This is a genomic window from Streptomyces sp. NBC_00258, from assembly GCF_036182465.1.
Lineage (GTDB): Bacteria > Actinomycetota > Actinomycetes > Streptomycetales > Streptomycetaceae > Streptomyces.
Map to the genome: position 1 here is coordinate 145,845 of NZ_CP108081.1, position 18,844 is coordinate 164,688.

20 protein-coding genes are annotated in these 18,844 nt (G+C 65.3%); 6 read left to right on the top strand and 14 right to left on the bottom strand.

Annotation, left to right across the window (positions count from 1 at the left end; translation table 11 throughout):
* Window position 1 precedes the first annotated feature (1 nt).
* The 13 genes from OG718_RS00665 to OG718_RS00725 form a co-directional block, all read right to left on the bottom strand.
* Window positions 2-1,483, bottom strand: coding sequence for an aldehyde dehydrogenase family protein (locus tag OG718_RS00665; RefSeq protein ID WP_328842731.1), 1,482 nt, complete (start codon window positions 1,481-1,483; stop codon window positions 2-4).
* A 107-nt stretch (window positions 1,484-1,590) separates the two neighbouring features.
* Window positions 1,591-2,334 carry a 2-keto-4-pentenoate hydratase gene (locus tag OG718_RS00670; RefSeq protein ID WP_328842732.1) on the bottom strand — a complete coding sequence of 248 codons (744 nt, stop codon included), beginning with the start codon at window positions 2,332-2,334 and terminating at the stop codon, window positions 1,591-1,593.
* Window positions 2,335-2,381: 47 nt separating this feature from the next.
* Entirely contained in the window at window positions 2,382-3,272 is an 891-nt protein-coding gene (locus OG718_RS00675; RefSeq protein WP_443054853.1) for a fumarylacetoacetate hydrolase family protein, read from the bottom strand.
* The gene (locus OG718_RS00680; protein WP_328842734.1) at window positions 3,269-4,831 is read right to left on the bottom strand and encodes an aldehyde dehydrogenase family protein; all 1,563 of its coding nucleotides are present in this window, start codon (window positions 4,829-4,831) and stop codon (window positions 3,269-3,271) included. The genes OG718_RS00675 and OG718_RS00680 overlap by 4 nt, the downstream gene beginning before the upstream one ends.
* Before the next feature lie 65 nt (window positions 4,832-4,896).
* Window positions 4,897-5,571 (bottom strand): SDR family NAD(P)-dependent oxidoreductase, encoded by a 675-nt coding sequence (locus tag OG718_RS00685; RefSeq protein ID WP_328842735.1) that lies wholly within the window; start codon window positions 5,569-5,571, stop codon window positions 4,897-4,899.
* A gap of 10 nt (window positions 5,572-5,581) precedes the next feature.
* Entirely contained in the window at window positions 5,582-6,262 is a 681-nt protein-coding gene (locus tag OG718_RS00690) for a fumarylacetoacetate hydrolase family protein (RefSeq protein WP_328842736.1), read from the bottom strand.
* Between the two features lie 262 nt (window positions 6,263-6,524).
* Window positions 6,525-7,256, bottom strand: a complete 732-nt coding sequence (locus tag OG718_RS00695) for an ABC transporter ATP-binding protein (protein ID WP_328842737.1) — start codon at window positions 7,254-7,256, stop codon at window positions 6,525-6,527.
* Window positions 7,253-8,104: an ABC transporter ATP-binding protein gene (locus OG718_RS00700; protein ID WP_328842738.1), complete on the bottom strand. Its 852-nt coding sequence runs from the start codon at window positions 8,102-8,104 to the stop codon at window positions 7,253-7,255. The genes OG718_RS00695 and OG718_RS00700 overlap by 4 nt, the downstream gene beginning before the upstream one ends.
* Before the next feature lie 3 nt (window positions 8,105-8,107).
* Window positions 8,108-10,159 carry an ABC transporter permease gene (locus OG718_RS00705; RefSeq protein ID WP_328842739.1) on the bottom strand — a complete coding sequence of 684 codons (2,052 nt, stop codon included), beginning with the start codon at window positions 10,157-10,159 and terminating at the stop codon, window positions 8,108-8,110.
* Window positions 10,160-10,376: 217 nt separating this feature from the next.
* Window positions 10,377-11,579 (bottom strand): ABC transporter substrate-binding protein, encoded by a 1,203-nt coding sequence (locus tag OG718_RS00710; protein ID WP_328842740.1) that lies wholly within the window; start codon window positions 11,577-11,579, stop codon window positions 10,377-10,379.
* Between the two features lie 252 nt (window positions 11,580-11,831).
* A complete protein-coding gene (locus OG718_RS00715) occupies window positions 11,832-12,176 on the bottom strand; it encodes an EthD domain-containing protein (protein ID WP_328842741.1) in 345 nt (114 codons plus the stop codon).
* Window positions 12,177-12,407: 231 nt separating this feature from the next.
* Window positions 12,408-13,874 (bottom strand): aldehyde dehydrogenase, encoded by a 1,467-nt coding sequence (locus OG718_RS00720; protein ID WP_328842742.1) that lies wholly within the window; start codon window positions 13,872-13,874, stop codon window positions 12,408-12,410.
* A 130-nt stretch (window positions 13,875-14,004) separates the two neighbouring features.
* Entirely contained in the window at window positions 14,005-14,334 is a 330-nt protein-coding gene (locus OG718_RS00725; protein ID WP_328842743.1) for an EthD domain-containing protein, read from the bottom strand.
* A 239-nt stretch (window positions 14,335-14,573) separates the two neighbouring features.
* Here OG718_RS00725 and OG718_RS00730 point away from each other — a divergent pair, with 239 nt between their 5' ends.
* Window positions 14,574-14,984, top strand: a complete 411-nt coding sequence (locus OG718_RS00730; protein WP_328842744.1) for a VOC family protein — start codon at window positions 14,574-14,576, stop codon at window positions 14,982-14,984.
* 20 nt (window positions 14,985-15,004) lie between these two features.
* Complete coding sequence (locus OG718_RS00735) at window positions 15,005-15,826, top strand: mycofactocin-coupled SDR family oxidoreductase (RefSeq protein ID WP_328842745.1); 822 nt, start codon at window positions 15,005-15,007, stop codon at window positions 15,824-15,826.
* Window positions 15,827-15,986: 160 nt separating this feature from the next.
* On the opposite strand, the gene OG718_RS00740 is transcribed toward OG718_RS00735, so the two are convergent.
* Window positions 15,987-16,226: a hypothetical protein gene (locus OG718_RS00740; RefSeq protein ID WP_328842746.1), complete on the bottom strand. Its 240-nt coding sequence runs from the start codon at window positions 16,224-16,226 to the stop codon at window positions 15,987-15,989.
* A gap of 295 nt (window positions 16,227-16,521) precedes the next feature.
* Here OG718_RS00740 and OG718_RS00745 point away from each other — a divergent pair, with 295 nt between their 5' ends.
* The 4 genes from OG718_RS00745 to OG718_RS00760 all read left to right on the top strand — a co-directional run bounded on the left by OG718_RS00745 (window position 16,522) and on the right by OG718_RS00760 (window position 18,784).
* The gene (locus OG718_RS00745) at window positions 16,522-17,475 is read left to right on the top strand and encodes a hypothetical protein (RefSeq protein ID WP_328842747.1); all 954 of its coding nucleotides are present in this window, start codon (window positions 16,522-16,524) and stop codon (window positions 17,473-17,475) included.
* Between the two features lie 209 nt (window positions 17,476-17,684).
* Complete coding sequence (locus OG718_RS00750; RefSeq protein WP_328842748.1) at window positions 17,685-17,807, top strand: hypothetical protein; 123 nt, start codon at window positions 17,685-17,687, stop codon at window positions 17,805-17,807.
* A gap of 187 nt (window positions 17,808-17,994) precedes the next feature.
* Window positions 17,995-18,123, top strand: a complete 129-nt coding sequence (locus OG718_RS00755) for a hypothetical protein (RefSeq protein WP_328842749.1) — start codon at window positions 17,995-17,997, stop codon at window positions 18,121-18,123.
* Window positions 18,124-18,367: 244 nt separating this feature from the next.
* Window positions 18,368-18,784 carry a transposase family protein gene (locus OG718_RS00760; protein WP_328842750.1) on the top strand — a complete coding sequence of 139 codons (417 nt, stop codon included), beginning with the start codon at window positions 18,368-18,370 and terminating at the stop codon, window positions 18,782-18,784.
* Window positions 18,785-18,844: the final 60 nt, after the last annotated feature.

Consider the following 18,844-nt stretch of genomic DNA (forward strand, 5'->3'; position numbering starts at 1 on the left):
GTTAGAGCTCCATCCTGCTAGTGGTGTCGTTGACGGTGAACCAACGCCATTCGGTGAACTCGTCCCAGTTCGACGAACCGCCGAATCGCCCTCCGTTGCCGGAGGCTCCCGTACCGCCGAACGGAACGGTCGGCCCGTCCTTGATCGTGACGTCGTTGATGTGCGCCATGCCGGTATTCAGTCGCTCGGCAATGGCGAGAGCGCGGCCCGTGGAACGGGAGTGGACTGCGGCGGTGAGGCCGTACTCGCTCTGATTGGCCAGTGCGACCGCCTCGTCGTCGTCTCGGAACGAGGTGATTCCGACGACCGGGCCGAAAGTCTCCTCCTCGAAGATCGCCATGTTCGGCGTCACGTCCGCGAGCACCGTTGCCGGGAACAGACAACCCCGCGGTTCCCCGCCGGCCGTCAGCCGCGCGCCCGCGGCGACGCTGCTGGTCACAATGCGGTTCACGTTGCCCGCCTGGCGCTGGTTGATGAGAGGACCCAGTCGGATGGACTCCTCACGCAAGGTGTCGCCGACGGTCAGCGCACGTGCGTACTCAGTGACCAGCTCGACGTACCGGTCGTACAGGTTCTCCGCAACGAGGTGCCGCCCGGCACAGATGCATCCCTGGCCGGCGCCGAAGAACGTGCTCCACGCACCGGCGGACGCGGCGGCCTCGACGTCGGCGTCGTCGAGCACGATGAAGGCGTTGTTGCCGCCCAGCTCCAGGTTCACCGGCTTCAGGGCTTGTCCCGCTGCCGCGCCGACAAGACGCCCCACCTGCGTGGAACCGGTGAACGAGATCATGGCAATGTGCGGGTCGGCGACCAGCGCTTCGCCAGCTTCGACTCCGCCCGGTACGACGTGCAGCAGCCCGGTCGGCAGGCCGGCGTCCTCGAACAGTTGCGCAATGAGCACGCCTCCGGAGATCGGAGTGTGCGGGTCCGGCTTGACCACGACCGCGTTCCCGAGTGCGAGGGCGGGTGCGATCGAACGCATCGCCAACAGCAGCGGCGCGTTCCAGGGCGAGATCACCCCGATGACGCCACGCGGCACTCGGTAGGCATAGGACCGCTCCCCCGCCTTGAGCGTCGGGTAGAACTCGCCGTGTGCCTGGGACGTGCTGGCTGCCCCCTCGCGAAGCTCAGCCTCTGATCCACCCAGTTCCATGCGTACTCGCAGGGCGGTCGCGCCCGCTTCACGTCGCAGCCAGTGTCCGAAATCGGCCTCGTGAGCTCGCAGAAGATCCGCGGCCCGGCTCAGGACCGCGGCACGATGGGGAAACGGCGTGCCGGCCCACTCGCGCTGTGCCTCGGCGGCCCTGGCGGCGGCACGGCGGACGTCCTCCGGCGAGGCGCTGCCCACGTGTGCGATCAGGTCGCCCGTCGCAGGTTCGATGACGTCGAGCAGCCCACCGCCGGCCTCGATCCAGCCGCCACTGTAGATGCGCTCACCAATGGCGGTGGGGTCCGCCCAGGTGGCGGGTGTTGTCACGGTCATCGTCTCTCTGCCTCCTGCGTCAGTGGGGGTCGATCTGGCTTGGGCCGTCCCATGCCGCCGGCCGCCTGTTCCTGGTCCATGTCCGGTGTCCGCGGTATCCGGCGCGGTCAACGGAAGGTCACGGCTGCCGTGCCGATGCGGTCAATGCGGACCCGGAAGTGATCTCCGGGTTCGACGGCGACTGCGCGGCATGGTGCGCCTGACAACACGACCGAGCCCGCAGGCAGCGTGGTGCCGTACTCCGCCAGAGCGTTCGCAAGCCACGCGACGGCGCGGGTCGGATGCCCCATGACCTCGGCAAGCGCGGCGGTTGACACGATGGAGCCGTTGCGCTCGAAGACGAGACCTGCCATTTCGAGATCGAGGCCCTTGGGGTCCACCCCGTTGTCGCCGAGCACGAACCGGGCCGACGACCCGTTGTCGGCGACCGTGTCGACCCAGCGGATCTTCCAGTCGTCGAAGCGGGTGTCGACGATCTCAAGTGCTGGGCAGACAAAGGCGGTGGCTCGCAGCACGTCCGCGGCGGAGACTCCTGGACCCTCCAGCGGCTCGGCCAGCACATAGGCGAGCTCGGCCTCGACCGCGGGCTGCATGAGTTCGGCCGTCTCGACGATCGCACCGTCAGCGACCGCCATCGCGGCGAACAGGTGCCCGAAGTCTGGCTGCATGACTCCGCTCATCTGCTGCATCGCGCGGCTGGTCAGTCCCACTTTCAGGCCAACGAGCTGCTCACCGTTGTCAGTTCGCCGCTGTGCCACTTCGCGTTGGATACGGTATGCCTGCGCCGGTTCGAGCTCGGGCTCGGCGGCTGAGAGCTTGCCGATCGGCGTGCGTGTCTCCTCGGCCTTCACCAGGGCGTCCGCCCACGACCCCACCTGCTCATCGCTGAGTCGCATGGTCAGTGCACCTCCGCGTCACGCGCGGCCCAGTAGTCACCCATCAATGCGATGCGGCGAACATTGTCGCTGTCGGTGCGGCGATGACCGTCCTCGAAGGCGGCGTCCGGCCGCTCGGCAATCCGGTTGCTCAAGCGCCCGACCCCGGTGACTTCCACCTCGACGACGTCGCCTACGTTCATCGGGCGAGAGTTTGCGGGCGTCCCCAGCAGCACCACGTCACCCGGCAGCAGGGTCATGTGGCGGGACAGGTCACTGAGAACGTAGCCCGGATCGAACAGAAGGTCTGCAATCGACCCTTCCTGCACCACCGCTCCATTGACATACGTGCGCAGGGTGGACTCGCGAACATCGACGCCGCTGACCAGGCCCGGGCCCAGCGGGCAGAATCCGTCCTGGCCCTTGACCCGCAGCATCGAGCCGTTGTCGGTGTCGCGATAGTCGTGCAGCCCCACGTCGTTCGCCACCGTGAATCCCGCGATCGCGGCCCAGGCGTCGTCGGGGCGCACATCGAACAGGGGCTGTCCAACGACGACGGCCAGCTCTCCCTCGTAGTTCAGATAGTGATGGCCCTGCGGCCGGTGAAGCACACCGTGGTGCGCGTTCACGGAGGTCGGCGGCTTGAGGAAGTAATTCGGTGTCGCCGGCGGCGCAGGATCCCGATTCTCGATTCTGCGTGCGTCGAGGTTCAGATGCATCGCCACGATCTTCGACGGTACGCAGGGCGCCAGATGGGGGGCTTCCTCCTCCGGGACCCACCGCCCGTCCGAGATCCTGAGCTGCCCGTCGCGAGCGAGCACGTGTTGAACGCGCCCCTCGAAGAACACGCGGCGCCACTCCGTCCGGGGCCCCCTCAACACAGGGGGGAGCGAGTCGAAGCCCCACAACGTCATCGTGTACCCCCAAAGGTGTCTGCGGTGATCGAAACGTTCTTGACGTCGCAGAAGAAGTCGAAGCTCCAGTCGCCGCCTTCGCGGCCGAGACCGGAGCTCTTCGTGCCCCCGAACGGCGTAGCCAGATGACGCGCGCCGTAGCCGTTGACCCATACGAGCCCCGAGACGATGGCGTCGCTGACCCGCCAGGCCCGTTGCGCGTCAGTCGTGTAGACGCCGGCCGCGAGAGCGAATCTCGTGCCGTTGGCCAGCGCGACGGCTTCTGCCTCGTCGGCAAACGTCTGGAACGTGAGCACAGGCCCGAAGATCTCCTCCTGCACGACTTCCATGTCCTGGCGCACGCTGGCCAGAAGCATTGGCATCATGTACAGGCCATTGCGTTCAGGACTCCCCCACAGCAGCTCGGCTCCGTCGTCCAGTGCCCGTTCAACGAATCCGGCCACTCGTCGCGCCTGCTGATCGGAGATGAGTGGGCCGACCTGGGTGCTCGGCTGGCGTGGGTCCCCGACTCGCAGTTCCGCGGTGGCTTGCGCCGCACGTTCGAGAAAGACGTCTGCGATCGCTTCATGGACGATCACCCGTGTGCCGGCGAGGCACACCTGCCCGGCGTTGTGGTATTGGTGGGTGAGGTCAGCGACCGCAAGATCGATGTCGGCGTCTTCGAACACGATCAGCGGCGACTTACCCCCGAGTTCAAGACTGACGGGCACCATCCGTTCCGCCGCGCGGGCAGCGACGCGCCCGGTCGGGACGGAGCCGGTGAAGCTGAGGCGGTCGATGTCGGGATGTTCGACCAGGGCGGCTCCGGCCTCACGTCCGTAACCCTGAACAACGTTGATGACTCCGTCCGGGATGCCTGCCTCTGCGGCGATCTCCGCAAGCAGCGAGCAACTCAGCGGAGCCAGTTCCGGCGGCTTGATCACCACGGTGTTGCCCGCGGCAAGGGCAGGTCCGAGCTTCCAGGTGGTGAGCATGAGCGGGGCGTTCCACGGTGTGATCAGCGCTGCCACACCTGCCGGCTGATAACGAGTGTGGTGAGAGACCTCGCCGCTGACGATCGGCGTGCGGTTCAGGTCGACGGCCCGGTCGGCGAAGAACTCGATGTTGTGCTTGGCGCGGGGCACGAACCGATTCCGCATGGCCGCGAGCAGGGTGCCATTGTCGAGCGTCTCGACCTGCGCGAGCTTTTCGCCGTGACGTGCGATCGCGTCGGCGAAGGCACGTAGGTGCTCCCGTCGGCCTTGCGGCCCGAGCGCTGCCCAGGCCGGGAACGCGCTGCGTGCAGCGGCGACAGCAGCATCGACCTCCTCAGCACTGCCCGAGGCGATGTCACCGAGGTCCTCGCCGCCGATCGGGGAGGTGACCGGGATTCGGCTGGCGCTGTCGACCCGATGTCCGCCGATCCAGTGTCCGCGCCAGACATCGGCAGTCACTGATGGTCCGATCTCGGCCGCAGGTGTTGTCTGCACAAAACTCAAGGTGTTCCCCAGTCCATCCAGCTGCACGCCGGGTTCAATCGCTTCCGACTCAAAGGCCGCCAAGATCTCATCATTTATCATATATGAAATTATTTCTTCATGTCAACGAAGCAGACGCTCGCCGAGCACCCGGGCAGGCGGTTGGGCTAGTACGTCGCCCGGCCCCCGGAAGCGTCCAGACACGTGCCGGTGGCGAAACTCATCTGCTCGCTCGCAAGCCAGCAGATCGACGCAGCGATCTCCTCCACGGTCGCGAGACGCCGAAGAGGCACGCGCTCGAGGAGGTGGTCGAGGTGATCGGCCGGCAGCGGTGCGAGCAGCGGCGTCTCGACAAGCGCGGGCGCGATGCTGTTCGCCAGCACGCCCGTCCCCGCGAGTTCCTTTCCGATCGACTTGGTCATCGCGATGATCGCCGCCTTCGAAGCCGAGTAGACGGCGGCCAAGGGGTTGCCCTCCTTGCCGGCGATCGACGCGACATTCACGATGCGTCCGTAGCCATTGGCTCGGAGCTTCGGAATGGCAGCACGATTGCTCAAGAAGGTGCCGGTCGCATTGATGGACATCACACGCTCCCATTCGTCGACAGGGAGGTCCTCGAGGGGCATCGCCGTGCCCGCCACGCCTGCCGAGCACACGAGGATGTCCAGCCGCGGCAAGGCGTCAACACACGCTCGGAGCTGATCCGCATCACGCACGTCCTGACCGTTGGCGGCGTCGAACACGTGGACCTCCGCTCCGCGTTCGCGCAGCATGTCGACGACGCCGGCACCGATGCCGCTCGCGCCGCCGGTCACGAGTGCAACCCGTCCATCGAAGTTCATCGAGGCCCCCTCAGCCCGCGACGACCGGGTTGCTGACCCGGCCGACCCCGTCGATCTCGACCGTGACAACGTCGCCGGGCTGCAACCACACAGGCGGCTTGCGCACCGCCCCGATTCCGGCAGGAGTACCAGTCAGCAGCAGGTCACCGGCTTCGAGTGTGATCGCCTCACTGACGAAGGCGATGAGTTCTGCAACCGAAAAAATCATGTCGCCGGTCGTGGACTCCTGCATGACCTGGCCGTTGACGAAGGTGCGCATCGCGAGCGCCTGAGGGTCACCCACCTCCGTAGCCGGCCGTCGTGTGGAGATCGGCAGGAACGTGTCGAAGGACTTGCCGCGCACCCACTGCCCGTCCGATGTCTGGACGTCCCGCGCAGACACGTCGTTCGCTGCCACGTACGCTGCCACGTACTGCAGTGCGTCCTCGACAGCAATCGCGCGGCCTCGACGTCCGATCACCACGCCGAGTTCAGCCTCGAAGTCGACCTTCGTGGAAACTGTGGGCACTTTGATGTCGTCGCCGTCCCCGATGAGCGTGTTCGGCCACTTCGCGAACAACAGCGGCCGCTCCGGTAGTGGTGCATCGATCTCGCGGGCGTGCTCGCGGTAGTTGAGCCCGATGCAGATGATCTTCGACGGGGTGATGCCGTCCGCATCGGTTTCCTGACTGGCGGTGACCAGTCCTTCCATGATTCCTCCTTGGAACGCCAACCGGCGGACGCGCAACATGGCGGCGCACGGCGACCGTCACTTGATAGAGAATTGTATATGATCCCTATGAGTGATGTGTGTCTGAAGCAGAGAATTTGGAACGGCGCCGTCTTCGGAGAATCTGCCCCGCCGGCACCAGGGCGACGTGCCAGGCCAACACGGCGCGCTCCGGCCTCGCCGGTGCGCCCGGCGAGCTGACTTGCCCTTCTACAGGTCGTCCGAGGAGGTTCGGCCCGTCAGGTCAACCGTCGGCGTGCACCCCGGCGCGCTCTTCACCGAGATAGCTCGAGATCATGAGCTGCTCGTTCTCACGCAGTTTGGCTGCGCGCTCACTCAGGACGATCTCGCCATGCGAGAGCACGTAGCCGCGGTCGGCAATCTCCAACGCGAGCTGGACATGTTGCTCCACGAGAAGGACCGCACACCCTGACTCGTCGGCGTACTTGCGGACCACTGGGAGGATTCGCTCCACGATCACTGGCGCCAGTCCGAGCGAGAGCTCGTCGAGCATGAGCAGCTTCGGTCGCCTCGCAAGCGCCCGCCCAATGGCCAGCATCTGCTGTTCCCCGCCGGACAGCAGGCCGGCACGGCGGTCACGCAGTTCACGCAGCGCAGGAAAATGGTCATAGACGAGCCCTTCGTCCAAGGTCTCGCCCGGAGGCCCCACCCGAATGTGCTCGCCGACAGTCAAACCGAAGAACAGGCCGCGATCGTCGGGTACGTGAGCAATCCCGAGTCGCGCTCGCGCCATCGGCGAAACGTCCGCGAGGTCTCTGCCCTCGAACACTATCTGCCCATTTATCGTCGGGAGGAGCCCGGAGACGGTATGCAGCGTTGTGGTCTTGCCTGCGCCATTGGCTCCGAGGAGCGCGACCACCTCCCCCTTTGTGACGGTCATGTCCATGTTGCGGACAACCTCGGCCCCGTCGTACCCGGCGGTCATGTTCTCGATGGCCAGCACGGTGTCGCTCACTGGTGGTTCACCTCGATCTCGGCGTTCTTGATCAGTTTCTCGCCACTTGAGCCGAGGTACGCCTCCATGACACGAGGATCTCGGCACACGTCTGCAGGAGCACCGCGCGCGATCACCTTGCCGAATTCGAGTACGACGACGTGGTCACACACACTCAGCACCAGCCCCATGTCATGTTCGACGAGAAGCATGCCGATACCCTCACGGGTCAACGTGCGCAAGCGCTCACCGAACTCGAGCGACTCGTTGACGTCCAGACCCGCCGCCGGTTCGTCCAGGCAGAGCACCCGGGGTCCCTGAGCGACTGCTCGAGCCACCCCGACGAGCTTTCGGTGTCCCTGGGAGAGCTCCTGGGGCATTCGGTGGCGAAGGTCCGCCAGGCCGAGGAGGTCGAGGCTCTCCATGACCTTCGTGCCGGGCGGGCGCGGAGGCAGCACCATCTCCTTGAGCACCTGCAACGTCGGGGGGTGGTGTGCGGCCACGGCGACGTTCTGCTCAACGGTGAGATCGTCGAACAGCTCGATCGACTGCCAGGTCCGCGCAAGGCCCCGCCGTGCTCGCTTGTTGGCTGGCATCGACGAGAGTTCCTGCTCGTCGAGCTGCACCGATCCGGAAGACGGGACGAAGCCGGTGACGGCATCGATCGTGGTCGTCTTGCCAGCGCCGTTGGGACCGATGAGCCCGACGAGTTGCCCGCCCTGAACGTCCAGGTCCACATCGCGAACCGCGTGCACGCCCCCGAAGGAGACACAAAGTCCTTTGGCTGAGAGTGCTGAACTCATCGCTGCGCCTTCCCGGGGTGTGCGAGATCCGGACCTGACCGACTCAGCCCCGCGGGCCGCGACCATGTTCTACGAAACATTGCGGGTCACTCCCATCGCGGCCGCGTCAGCGCCTTCGTGACTGCTCGTCGTCGACACAGGCGAGGCACCGGCACGGCGGGGTCGGAACCGTCCCAGGATCCGCTCGATCGAGTCCATCGTGTAGAGCGCAACACCCTGGGGGTAATAGATCACCGTCAGGACCAGTGACACACCGCCGATCCACAACAGCGCGTTCGTGCTGAGGCCGGTCCAATTCTGGAGAAGCACAGCGATGAGGCCACCCGGAACCATCAGGCCGGCGTTGACAGCGCCGAAGGTCGTCGTGATCCCCCCCATATAGGCGAACGCGACGAATCCAAGAGCCGTGATGAGGCCCCATCGGGATGCACTGACACTGCCGAGGTTGTAGGCCGCAAGCACTCCGGCCAGTCCGGCAATGGCCGAGGAGATGGCGAAGGCCGCGATCTTGACGTTGCGGACGCTGATGCCGGCCGCTGCGGCTGCACGCTCGTTGGAACGTACTGCGAGCATCTGACGGCCGAGCGTGCTTCGGCGGAGGTTCGCCACGAACAGGCCCACGACGAGAGTGATCGCGAGGACCTCAAGGCCCACAAGTGGGCTGGGCAGTTTTCCATCCCAACCCGGGAAGCCGGCTCGTGGGCCAAGGTCAAGGCCGAACAACCGGGGCGAGGGAACCGGCGAGTTGGAGGGATCCTGGCCGAGAGTCGGATTGGAGAACACGAACTGCTCGATGGCGACTGCCGCCGCAAGTGTCACGATGGCCAGATTCACCCCTCGCACACGAAGGGCGGGAATCGCTGCTGCCAAGCCGAAGATCACGGCGACTCCGATGGCCAGGATCGGCGCCAGGGGCAGCCCGATCCCGGCGTGCAGGGCGAGCTTGGAGATGGCGAAAGCCGCAACGCCCGCGAGCGCGACGTGCACCAGCGACACCTGTCCGACGAAGCCCACGATGACCACCAACGACAAGCAGATGATCACGCCGAGCAGCGAGTTGACCGTGGCTTGACGCAGGTCGAATGTGAACACCATGATCGCACCGACGCCGAGGACAGCGGATACCAACGTCGGCACAGTCAGGCGACGAGCTTCCGGCGCTGCCGGCAGCCGCTGCTCGCTCAGGGTGCCACGCGAAGGCAGTTTGGCTCCTCGCCAGAGCAACGCACCGACGATCACGGCCAGATACACCACCGACTCCACGCCGGGCATCGCAGTGCCGCTTGTGGTCGGGAACCACGACAGTGTCTGCACGTACGTCACCACGGAGCCTACGATTCCCATGGCTATGCCCGCCGCGGCAGCAACGCCGAACGACGTGAAGCCGGCCAGCAGGGCCGCTCCGAGTGCGGGGACGACCGCCAGACTGATCGTTGTCGTATCGAGCTGCGTGGTCGGCGCGACGATGACGCCGAACGTTCCTGCCAATGTGGCGGCGATGGTCGTGTTGTAGAGCGACAAACGCTGCGGGTTGATGCCGATCAGCATCGCGTTCGTCTCGCTCTCGGACGCCGCGCGGGTAGCCAGTCCGAAGCCGGTGAAACGGTAGACACAGATCAACATCACCGCCACGACGGCCACGAGTCCAGCGACAAAGAATCGATCGGTCGGCACAGGCACCCCGAACAGCGTCAGCGAGTCATCGGGGCCGTTCGGGAAGATGGCCGGCGCGGCGAGTCCGGTGGGTCCGAACCGCATCGCGAACACCGACTGCAAGGTCAGGAAAACGCCCAGTGAAACCATGAGCTTTGCGAGCGGCGATGCGGTGCGCAACGGACGGAACAAGAACAGGTCCAATGCTGCGCCAAGCGCCATGCACGCCACAATCGTGGTGAGGAACGCGGGTACGGGGGCCCATGGTCCGCCGAGACCAATCCGGTGCGGCGGGAACGGGAACGGCATGAAGATCGAGCCATCGGTGCGGAGTGAATAATAAAGGAAAGCACCAAAAGTGGCGATCGAGCCGGTAGCGAGGTTGATGACACCCGAACCCCGATACTGCGCGACGAGTGATACCGACAAGGCGGCAATCAGGGCCGCTGGGCCCAGACCCAGTGCCACGAAAACTACTAGCTGGTCCACGTTGCCATCTCCAACATTGAATCATTGCTCAGATCATGCGGCTGGCCCCGGCGCCGATCTCTCCATCGAAGCCGCTGAAGGATGGCGTACCTGCCTCATCAAGGGTATGTGCGGTTCCTGGGCCGTCCGAAAGCCCGGCCTTCCGGACGGCCCAGGTCGTCAAGTCTGTCGGCGAAGCCGACATTGCGCGTCCCTGTCAGAAGGTGGTCCCAGGGATGGGGTAGACCCACTTTCCGTCGGTCGCGTCCTTCCACTTGCCATCACCAAGATAGGTGAAGAATCTGTTGCCAAGCCCGGCCAGCGCGGGGTATGGCTGCTTGCCGAAGCTGACCTTCGGCTGCCCGAGGAAGAGGGGCCCGGGATCGCTGTCGGCGGCTTCTTTGAAGGTGGCCAGCGAAATGTTGTCAGGACCCTTCTCCCTGAGCCACTTGGCGATGGTGAGCACACCCCCGAAGGCTGCCGGCGCACCGAACTGATCCTTGACGTTTGCCACCTGGGTCGGGGCGTACTTGTTCAGGGCGTAAAGGAAAGTTCCGACCTGGCCAGTCGGGTCTGGGCGGTTGACACTCTGGTATTCCTGAAAGTACGTCCAGCCCTTCGGATAGTCACCGAGTGTCTTCTTGACCGAAGGATCCAGGCAGCCCGGGAACGCAAGGGTCGGCTTGTCGGCAGAGCCGAGCTGCTTCAGTGCCTTGTAGGCCGTGATGCAGGCCTGTGCCGTCCCGGCATTGTTTTCGATGCCCTCGGATTGCTGAACCTTCCCGGCAACCAGTGGTGCGAGAGCGTCCGGCGCATCCGGCTTCAGAAACGCGGTGTGGAGGTTTATCCCTCCCGCCTTGAAGATGTGGGTGTAGACCTCGGCGAACCCGCGGAGCTCCGGAGTGTCCAGATTGATGTTGCTGACGGACTTGACCTTGGCGTAGTCGCGCATGTAAGTAACCTGGGCGCCGAGAGCGAGGAACCCAGGCCGCAAAAAGAACGCGTTCTTCAGTTTCGCCTCGTCGGGCGCGAGAGGCGACAACCCGACGAACGGCTTGTTCGAGTTTCCGATGCCGGCCATGAAGGAAGCCTGTGCGCCAGAAGCCTCTCCTGCGAACATGACCTTGATGGCGTCGTCGTTCAAGAACCTCTGGGCGCAGGCCTGCCCTTGTTCGGGATCCGTGCCGACGATGCATTCCTTGAGTTTGAGTGGATGCCCGTCGATGCCGCCCAGCTCGTCGTTCAGGAACTTCACTGCGGTCCGGACGGACTCCGAGTACCAGGGGACCGCTGATGCGCCGCCGCTGTCCTGGTTCATCCAGCCGATCACGATCGGCGTCTTGGAAGCGTCCGCCTTACCAGCAGTCCCGCCCGTGTACGCAAGTGCAGTCTTGACTGCGCCGGCTCGGTTCGAGCCCATCGCGTCGCTCCCTTTCGAAGGGTCCGATCCCGACGTCGGACTCGGCCCGCACCCAGCCAAGACAAGCGCCACCGCGATCCCGGTGATCGAGAGCCACGACTTCGAGCTGGCCCCTCGCGACGTTCTTCGCATCATCAACGCGCTCCTATCGTTCCAGTTCAGGGAACCGTACCCCGCCAACCCCCGAAATGCTATACTGAATTCATATATGATCTGAGTGGTGATTCTGCGCGTCGGGGTGCATCTGCGGCACTACGAGGTGATGTGCTCTTCCAGCACGTACTCGCGAATCTCCAGGCTGTCGGGGTGGAACAGGTTCGGGGAGTCATCGTCGTTCTGCTGGCGATTCTCCGGCCGGTCCATCTGTGCGACCCACTCCTGGTGGGCGGCCTTGTCGGCGAACCCGAACTCGACCATCACGTCGAAGTCGAATCCATCGCTCGCCGACCCCTCCGGAACCAGGTAGTTGCGTCGATAGATCGGCGGGGACGGCGCCATGCTCAGGATCAGCGGGACATGGCGGTTCTCGTAGTAGTCGACGAACTCCTCGCGACTGAGTCCGTCTCTCTTCTTGAGGAAGACAATGACCTTATACATGCGGCATGACTCCTCTCCGCGAGCGCCGCCGAGGGGCGCCGAGCGGGTCTGCGACAACGAGCGGACTCTCCGCTCGCATGAAATCATATATGATTTCATGGTTAGATTGCAATGGTTCGACTGAAGGCGCCGACAAATCGCCGAATGCCACCGGTCCTGCGGCCAGGTTTTTGCGTGTCCCAGCCGCTAGAACCGGAGTTCGACAGCCGGACCGATGCGGTCTCCGGTGTCTCAGCGCGTCTGGATCCAGATGGTCTTGAGCTCGGTGTACTGGTCAAGCGCTTCGACCCCGTTGTCGCGGCCTCCGAAGCCGGACTGCTTGTAGCCGCCGAAGGGCGTGGTGACATCGCCCTCGGAGAAGCAGTTGACCGAGACGGTGCCGGCTCGGATGGCGCGCGAAACCCGGATGGCGGAATCGACGTTCTGCGTCCAGACGGAGGCGGCCAGCCCATAGTTCGTCTCGTTGGCGAGTCTGATGCCATCGGCCTCGTCATCGAACACGATCGTCGAAAGCACTGGCCCGAAGATCTCCTCACGGGCGATCGTCATGTTGTTGTCCACCCCGTCGAAAATGGTCGGTGCCACGAAGTAACCGCCGCTGCCTTCCAGAGCACGTCCCCCACCGGTACGGAGCTGGGCACCCTCCTTCGTGCCCGCCTCGATGAACCCCATCACCTTGGCGAAGTGGTTCGCATCGATCATCGGCCCGATGCGCGTCGCATCGTCGAGGGGATCGCCGACCTTCCAGTCGGCCAGGCTGGAGACGAGCCGCTCGACGAGTTCCTCGTGTCTGCTGCGGTGAACGATGAGCCGCGACCCGCTCGAGCAGTTCTCACCCATGTTCCAGAACCCTGCGGCCAAGATGTCGTCGACCATCACGTCGAGCTCCGGTGCGTCGGCCAGCACCAACTGCGGGCTCTTGCCGCCGCACTCCAGCACCACTCGTTTGAGGTTGGACTGTGCGGCGTACTGCAGGAACAGCCGTCCGACCTCGGTCGATCCAGTGAAGGAGACGACGTCGATACCCGGATGACGACCCAGCGCCGCCCCGGCAGACTCGCCGTAGCCAGGCAGGACATTGAGTACACCGGCCGGCACGCCTGCCTCGAGAGCGAGCTGACCCATCAACAGCGCGCTGAGGGAGGTCTGCTCGGCGGGCTTCACCACGATGCTCGAACCGCTCGCCAGAGCAGGCGCGACCTTCCAGGCGAACATCAATGCAGGAAAGTTCCACGGCAGCACCGCCGCTACGACGCCGATGGGCTCCCGGACGATCAGGCCCAGGATGTCCGGCGCTGTGGGAGCAACCCGGTCGTAGAGCTTGTCGATCAGCTCCGCACACCAGCGAAACGTGCTGATCGCCTCCGGGACGTCACCGTCGCGTGTATCGCTGATCGGCTTCCCGGCCTCCAGGCAGTCGAGGGCGATGATCTCGTCCGCGTGCTCCTCGAGCAGGTCGGCATACCGCAGCAACACCCGCTTGCGCTCAGCGGGAGCGAGCCGACTCCATGTGCCGGCCTCGAAGACCGAGCGGGCTGCCGCTACTGCGGCGTCGACATCGGCCGCGCCACATGCCGCGACCGCCGTCAGCGTCTCCCCCGTGGCGGGATTGAGGGTGGTCAGCGTCTCGCCGGACGCTGCGTTGACAAACGACTCGCCTATCAGAGCTTGGCGGGGTGTGTTCGGAAGGCTGATCACTGGCGCGGACTCCTCACAATGCTGACGATGACCTGAAGCGGGAGCTGAGGGCTTCGCGGACGCTCGGAGCGGCGCGGCCGCACTGTGGCTTGCGGCTGGTCCAGCGCAGCCACGCAGTGGCCCGATCCAACTACTTGGTGATGTACTCCTCGAGCACATACTCCGCGATCTCGTGGCTGTCCGGGTGGAACAGATCCGGTGCGTCAGCCCAGGCTTCAGGCCGGTCCAGCTGAGCGACCCAAGCGGCGTGAGCGGCCTTGTCCTCGAACCCCAGCTCCACCATCACGTCGAAGTCGATGCCCTTGGCGGACTCCTCGGGCACGAGGTAGTTGCGCCGATAGACCGGCGGCGACGGCGCCAGGCTGAGCATCAGCGGCACGTGGTGCTGCTCGTACTGCTCGATGAACTCGCCCCGTGTCAGCCCGTCGCGCTTCTTCAGAAATGCGATCACCTTGTACATCGAAACGTGGTCCTTCCACTTGTGTGCCGCGCCCATTCGGCGACAGCGGCGCTTCTCGCCGCACCACTCCGGCGAGGGAGAGCCAAACCATATATGATCAGGCACCCCTCCACAATCGACTACTCCCATTCCGAGTAGAGCAGGGCGGGTCACCCTCACGCCCGAAACTCGCACCACGTGACGCTTGGCCTGAAAACATATACGATACCCTCGATGCATCTCAGCTATCAAGGAGCGACATGGCTCAGACAGTCACCGCAAATCACGTCGGCGTCTCCGTGAAGGACATCGGCCTCATGAAGAACTGGTACGCCACGGCCTTCGGGTTCGAGGAGGCCTTCGCCTTCAAGCTGCCGGACGGGCGCGGGATCATGCTTCGGTCGGAGTCCGGCGGTGCGCAGATCGAACTGTTCGAGGTCGAAGGCTCCACCAGCGGCCCGGTGCAGGGTACTGAGCCTCCGGGCGCCCCGCAGAGGCACGGTTACTTCCACGTGGCTCTGGAATTCGACGATCTCGACGCCGCGTACGCCGCCGCGGTCGAGGCCGGTGGCCAGGGTGTGTGGGACCCGCGCGACTTCGGGGTGCCCGGCCGCCGCGGCTCGTTCGTTTTCGACCCCGAGGGCAACCTCGTCGAACTCGTCGGCGTCTGAGCCGCAGAGACGAATTCGCCATGGGACGACTCGACGGAAAGGTGGCGTTCATCACCGGCGCCGCACGTGGCGTGGGCCGCAGCCTGGCGGTTCGATTCGCCGAGGAGGGCGCAGACATCATCGCCGTCGACCTCTGTGCACCGGTCGCCGGCGTGGACTACCACGAATCCACGCCCGACGACTTGTCAGAGACGGTGAGTGCCGTCGAGTCCCTCGGTCGGCGCATCATCGCCTCGGCAGCCGACGTTCGAGACTTCGACGGCCTAAAGGCCGCACTGGACGTCGGCGTGGCCAAGCTCGGACGCCTCGACATTGTGTGCCCCAACGCCGGGATCAACACCTTCGCCGACGTGGCGGACATGCCCGCGCAAACCTGGCAAAACATGATCGATGTGACGCTAACCGGCGTCTTTCACACCTGCAAGGCCGCACTGCCCCATCTGGCGCCTGAAGGGGCGATCGTGATCACCAACTCGGTCGCGGGCCTGAAGGGTGCTGCGGGGATCGCGCACTACTCGGCGGCCAAGCATGGCGCCGTCGGGTTCATGCGCTCACTCGCGCATGAACTGGCCGACCGAATGATTCGCGTCAATAGTGTGCATCCCACCGGAATCAAGACTGACATGGTCGTCAACGAGGTTTCCTACCGGCTGTTCGTCCCAGGTGACCCAAATCCGACGCCGGAGAAGCTCGCCGAGGCCACGAAGGGCGAGAACCTGCTGCCGATCCCGTGGGTCGAGCCACGCGACATTGCCAACGCCGCTCTGTTCCTTGCAAGCAACGAAGCGCGTTACATCACCGGGGTGGCGCTGCCGGTCGACGGTGGAGCATTCATACTCTGAGCCGAAACCGAGGCGAGGACACGGCACACTCGGGCCGTGTCCTCGCCTCGGTTCACTATGTCGCGACACGAGTTGTCCACGACGTGACGCCAGTGGGTCAGGCACGGAGGGTCGATCGGCTCCGCATGTGCCGCGCCCGTGGCGCGATAGGCGAACGCGATCATCGGGCCGAGCGTGCCGCCGACAGCCCAACGCGTGCCGAAGGCGAGGCGACACAGTTGCCCACCTCGTACAGCCCGGGGATCGGCACATCCATGTCATCGACGACCTGGCCGTCGACCGTGGCCTTAGGTCCGCTCTTGGTGTCCAGCGCTCCGGCCGACACGAGCGCCGTGCAGCACGGGCCGGTGTCGGCGAGTGGCCACATCGCGGGATTCTCGCGTCCCGGTCCTTCCTTCACCGCACCGTTGTACGACTACGAGTCGGTCATGCCACCGACCACCCACCATCGTCATCAGCCGAGGCACGTCGAGCTCCATCTACTCGGCCTCCTCGGCCTGGAACCCACACATCCCCGCTGGCCAGAGACCTGAACGAACTACCCGCGAAGTACAGAGCTAGACGGCAGCCATTGACAAGCCAATGTTTTCATATATGATTAATGGATGTTTGAGTCATCGACTGTGGTCCCGCGGGGCACGACTCCCACCCCTTACAGGTGGACAGAGACGTGGCTTGATGACCCGACGCCCGCAATGTCCCACACCAGCATCGTGATCCCCCGCGATGGTTCCATCGGCCTTGGTGCGGCCGATGAGCCGGCCCTGGTCTTCCGCGATCGCACAGGCAATGTCACGCGCCGAGTCTCGGTGCCTGATGTGATCGAGCTGCACGGCCTGACGCTGGTCGAGGAGGACGGCGAACAGCGGATCTGGATTGCCGACACCGCAGAGAAACTGTACGGCGGCCAGCCCGAGCTCTATATCCAGGCTTCGCTTCCCGGAAAGGTGCTTCAGATCGACCTGAACGGCAATGTTCTGCGTCGACTGGCAAATCCTGATGTCGCCGCGTACACAGAGACGCCGTACGCCCCGTCCGGCGTCGTGGTCGACGAGCAACGTTTCGGCGGGAGTGGCGACATCTGGGTCGCCGACGGCTATGGCGCCTCGCTGGTGCACCGTTACGACGCGGCGGGCAACTACGTGTCGACCCTGGATGGCACCAAGGGAGCCGGACGCTTCCAGGAACCACACGACTTGCTCATCGACCGCCGCGGAGCAGAGCCCCTCCTCTACGTCGCCGATCGTGTGCACGGGCGAATCCAGGTGTTCGACCTGACTGGTACCTTCGTCCGCGTCGTCGGTGAGGGCGACCTCGGTGGGCCGACTCAGATGGCGGTCAGCGGTGAGTACCTGATCGTCACGGATCTCCTCCGCGGCCGTCTGAGCATCTTCGACGGAAACGACCGGTTGGTCACCCATCAGTTCGAGCACTCATCGGCGCCCCAGTCCTGGGGCGATCTCGCCCGCTGGGAGGCTCAGGGGTGGCCCAATGCGCTGTCCGCGGAAGGCATCGTGGCACCTGTGCATTTCGAGCCTGAAGCCTTCCACACCCCTCACGGGATCGCGGTCGCCCCCGACGGCACCGTGTTCGTGTGCGAGTTCGCGCTCCAGGGACGAGTGGCCGTCCTCGATCCCACTCGCTGCTGAGCACCATTGAGCCCCGTGCAACAGGTCACAGGGGCTGGTGTGTGGGGGCGGGCGGGATACTCGTGCTGGTCGCCAGCAGGTGTCTCTGGTGAAGATCGTCTGACGTGCCGGTCTGGGCCAGCTGCAGGGTTCCGCTGCGCCGGTCGCCACGCCGCTCCTACGATCCGTGGCCAGGTCGGTACCCCAGGAAGTCGCGGAAGGGTGCGGGGATGCAGGAGCTGGAGCGGATCACAGCTCGCCGGAGTGAACTGGACGCAGTCGTCGAGGAGTTGACCAAGCGGCTCCAGGATGTCCATACGGAGCGGGAGGAGCTGGTGGCCGAGCGAGCCTGAACCGGCTGGCCGAGCAGGATCGGGCCGCGGCGGTCGTCCCAGCTCCCATGCGGGTGGCGGGACGGCCAGTCCTGCTGATTCCGCACCGCGGCGAGAATCCCGACGAGACCGCCCTGCCTGGCGATCGTGCGGGGCGCGGACGGCCCGGTGCAGGTCAGGGGGCGTCGGCGAGGAGCTGGGCCTGAACGTGGCAGCGCGCGGCAAGCTGGAACCGTTGCGGGCGAAGATGGCCAAGCTCGCCGACTGGGGCTGGCTGCACAAGCGGCGGGGCGGTAGCGGGCCCTGCCCGCCGGGAAGATCGCCACCGTCGTACTGACGGTACTGCGCTGTGACCAGCGGCCGGGTGACCTGGCCGACGGTAACGGGACAACGTACCACCGTGACTCGCCGGGTCCGCGAAGTCGTCGGCCTGCTGGCTGCCCGTGCCCCCCACGCCTGGACCGGGCCCTGAAGAAGATCACCCGGAACGGTGGCGGGGTGGTGCTGCTGGACGGCACGCTGATCCGCACCCGCTGGCGCACCAGCCGGGAGAACCGGAAGAACTACTCCGGCAAGAGCAAATGTCACGGCCTGCTCGCGATCGCGCTCACCGACGAGAAGGGCCGGCTGCTCTGGTCTCCTCGGCCCGGCCCGGGCGAACCCCGGAGATCACCGCCTGCCGCCACGACCAGCTCACGCAGAAGCTGCGGGCGGTTGGCCTCGGAGTCATCGCCGACCTGGGATTCGTTGGACTCGACGACAGCAATCCCGAGGCCGACCCCGCAGTCATCATCGGCTACAAGGCCGCCCGGAACCGGCCGCTCGCACGCGGGCAGAAGCTGTCCAACAAGGTCCTGGCCGCCGTCCGGGCACCGGTCGAGCACGGCTTCGCCCACCTGAAGAACTGGCGCGTCCTCGGCAAGGTCCGCACCGACCGACGTGGGCGACCACCCTGGTCAGGGCCCTGCTCGTCCTCACGAACCGCGAAGTCCCGATGACCGACGATCTTCACCGAAGTCACCCGCCCACGACCAGCACAAGCATCACACCCACCCGTC

Coding starts and splice junctions, on each gene's coding strand:
- OG718_RS00665 (WP_328842731.1), bottom strand. CDS start 1,483: ATGACCGTGACAACACCCGCCACCTGGGCGGACCCCACCGCCATTGGT.
- OG718_RS00675 (WP_443054853.1), bottom strand. CDS start 3,272: ATGACGTTGTGGGGCTTCGACTCGCTCCCCCCTGTGTTGAGGGGGCCC.
- OG718_RS00680 (WP_328842734.1), bottom strand. CDS start 4,831: ATGATAAATGATGAGATCTTGGCGGCCTTTGAGTCGGAAGCGATTGAA.
- OG718_RS00685 (WP_328842735.1), bottom strand. CDS start 5,571: ATGAACTTCGATGGACGGGTTGCACTCGTGACCGGCGGCGCGAGCGGC.
- OG718_RS00690 (WP_328842736.1), bottom strand. CDS start 6,262: ATGGAAGGACTGGTCACCGCCAGTCAGGAAACCGATGCGGACGGCATC.
- OG718_RS00700 (WP_328842738.1), bottom strand. CDS start 8,104: ATGGTCGCGGCCCGCGGGGCTGAGTCGGTCAGGTCCGGATCTCGCACA.
- OG718_RS00710 (WP_328842740.1), bottom strand. CDS start 11,579: ATGGGCTCGAACCGAGCCGGCGCAGTCAAGACTGCACTTGCGTACACG.
- OG718_RS00715 (WP_328842741.1), bottom strand. CDS start 12,176: ATGTATAAGGTCATTGTCTTCCTCAAGAAGAGAGACGGACTCAGTCGC.
- OG718_RS00725 (WP_328842743.1), bottom strand. CDS start 14,334: ATGTACAAGGTGATCGCATTTCTGAAGAAGCGCGACGGGCTGACACGG.
- OG718_RS00730 (WP_328842744.1), top strand. CDS start 14,574: ATGGCTCAGACAGTCACCGCAAATCACGTCGGCGTCTCCGTGAAGGAC.
- OG718_RS00735 (WP_328842745.1), top strand. CDS start 15,005: ATGGGACGACTCGACGGAAAGGTGGCGTTCATCACCGGCGCCGCACGT.
- OG718_RS00745 (WP_328842747.1), top strand. CDS start 16,522: ATGTCCCACACCAGCATCGTGATCCCCCGCGATGGTTCCATCGGCCTT.
- OG718_RS00750 (WP_328842748.1), top strand. CDS start 17,685: ATGCAGGAGCTGGAGCGGATCACAGCTCGCCGGAGTGAACTGGACGCA.
- OG718_RS00760 (WP_328842750.1), top strand. CDS start 18,368: ATGTCACGGCCTGCTCGCGATCGCGCTCACCGACGAGAAGGGCCGGCT.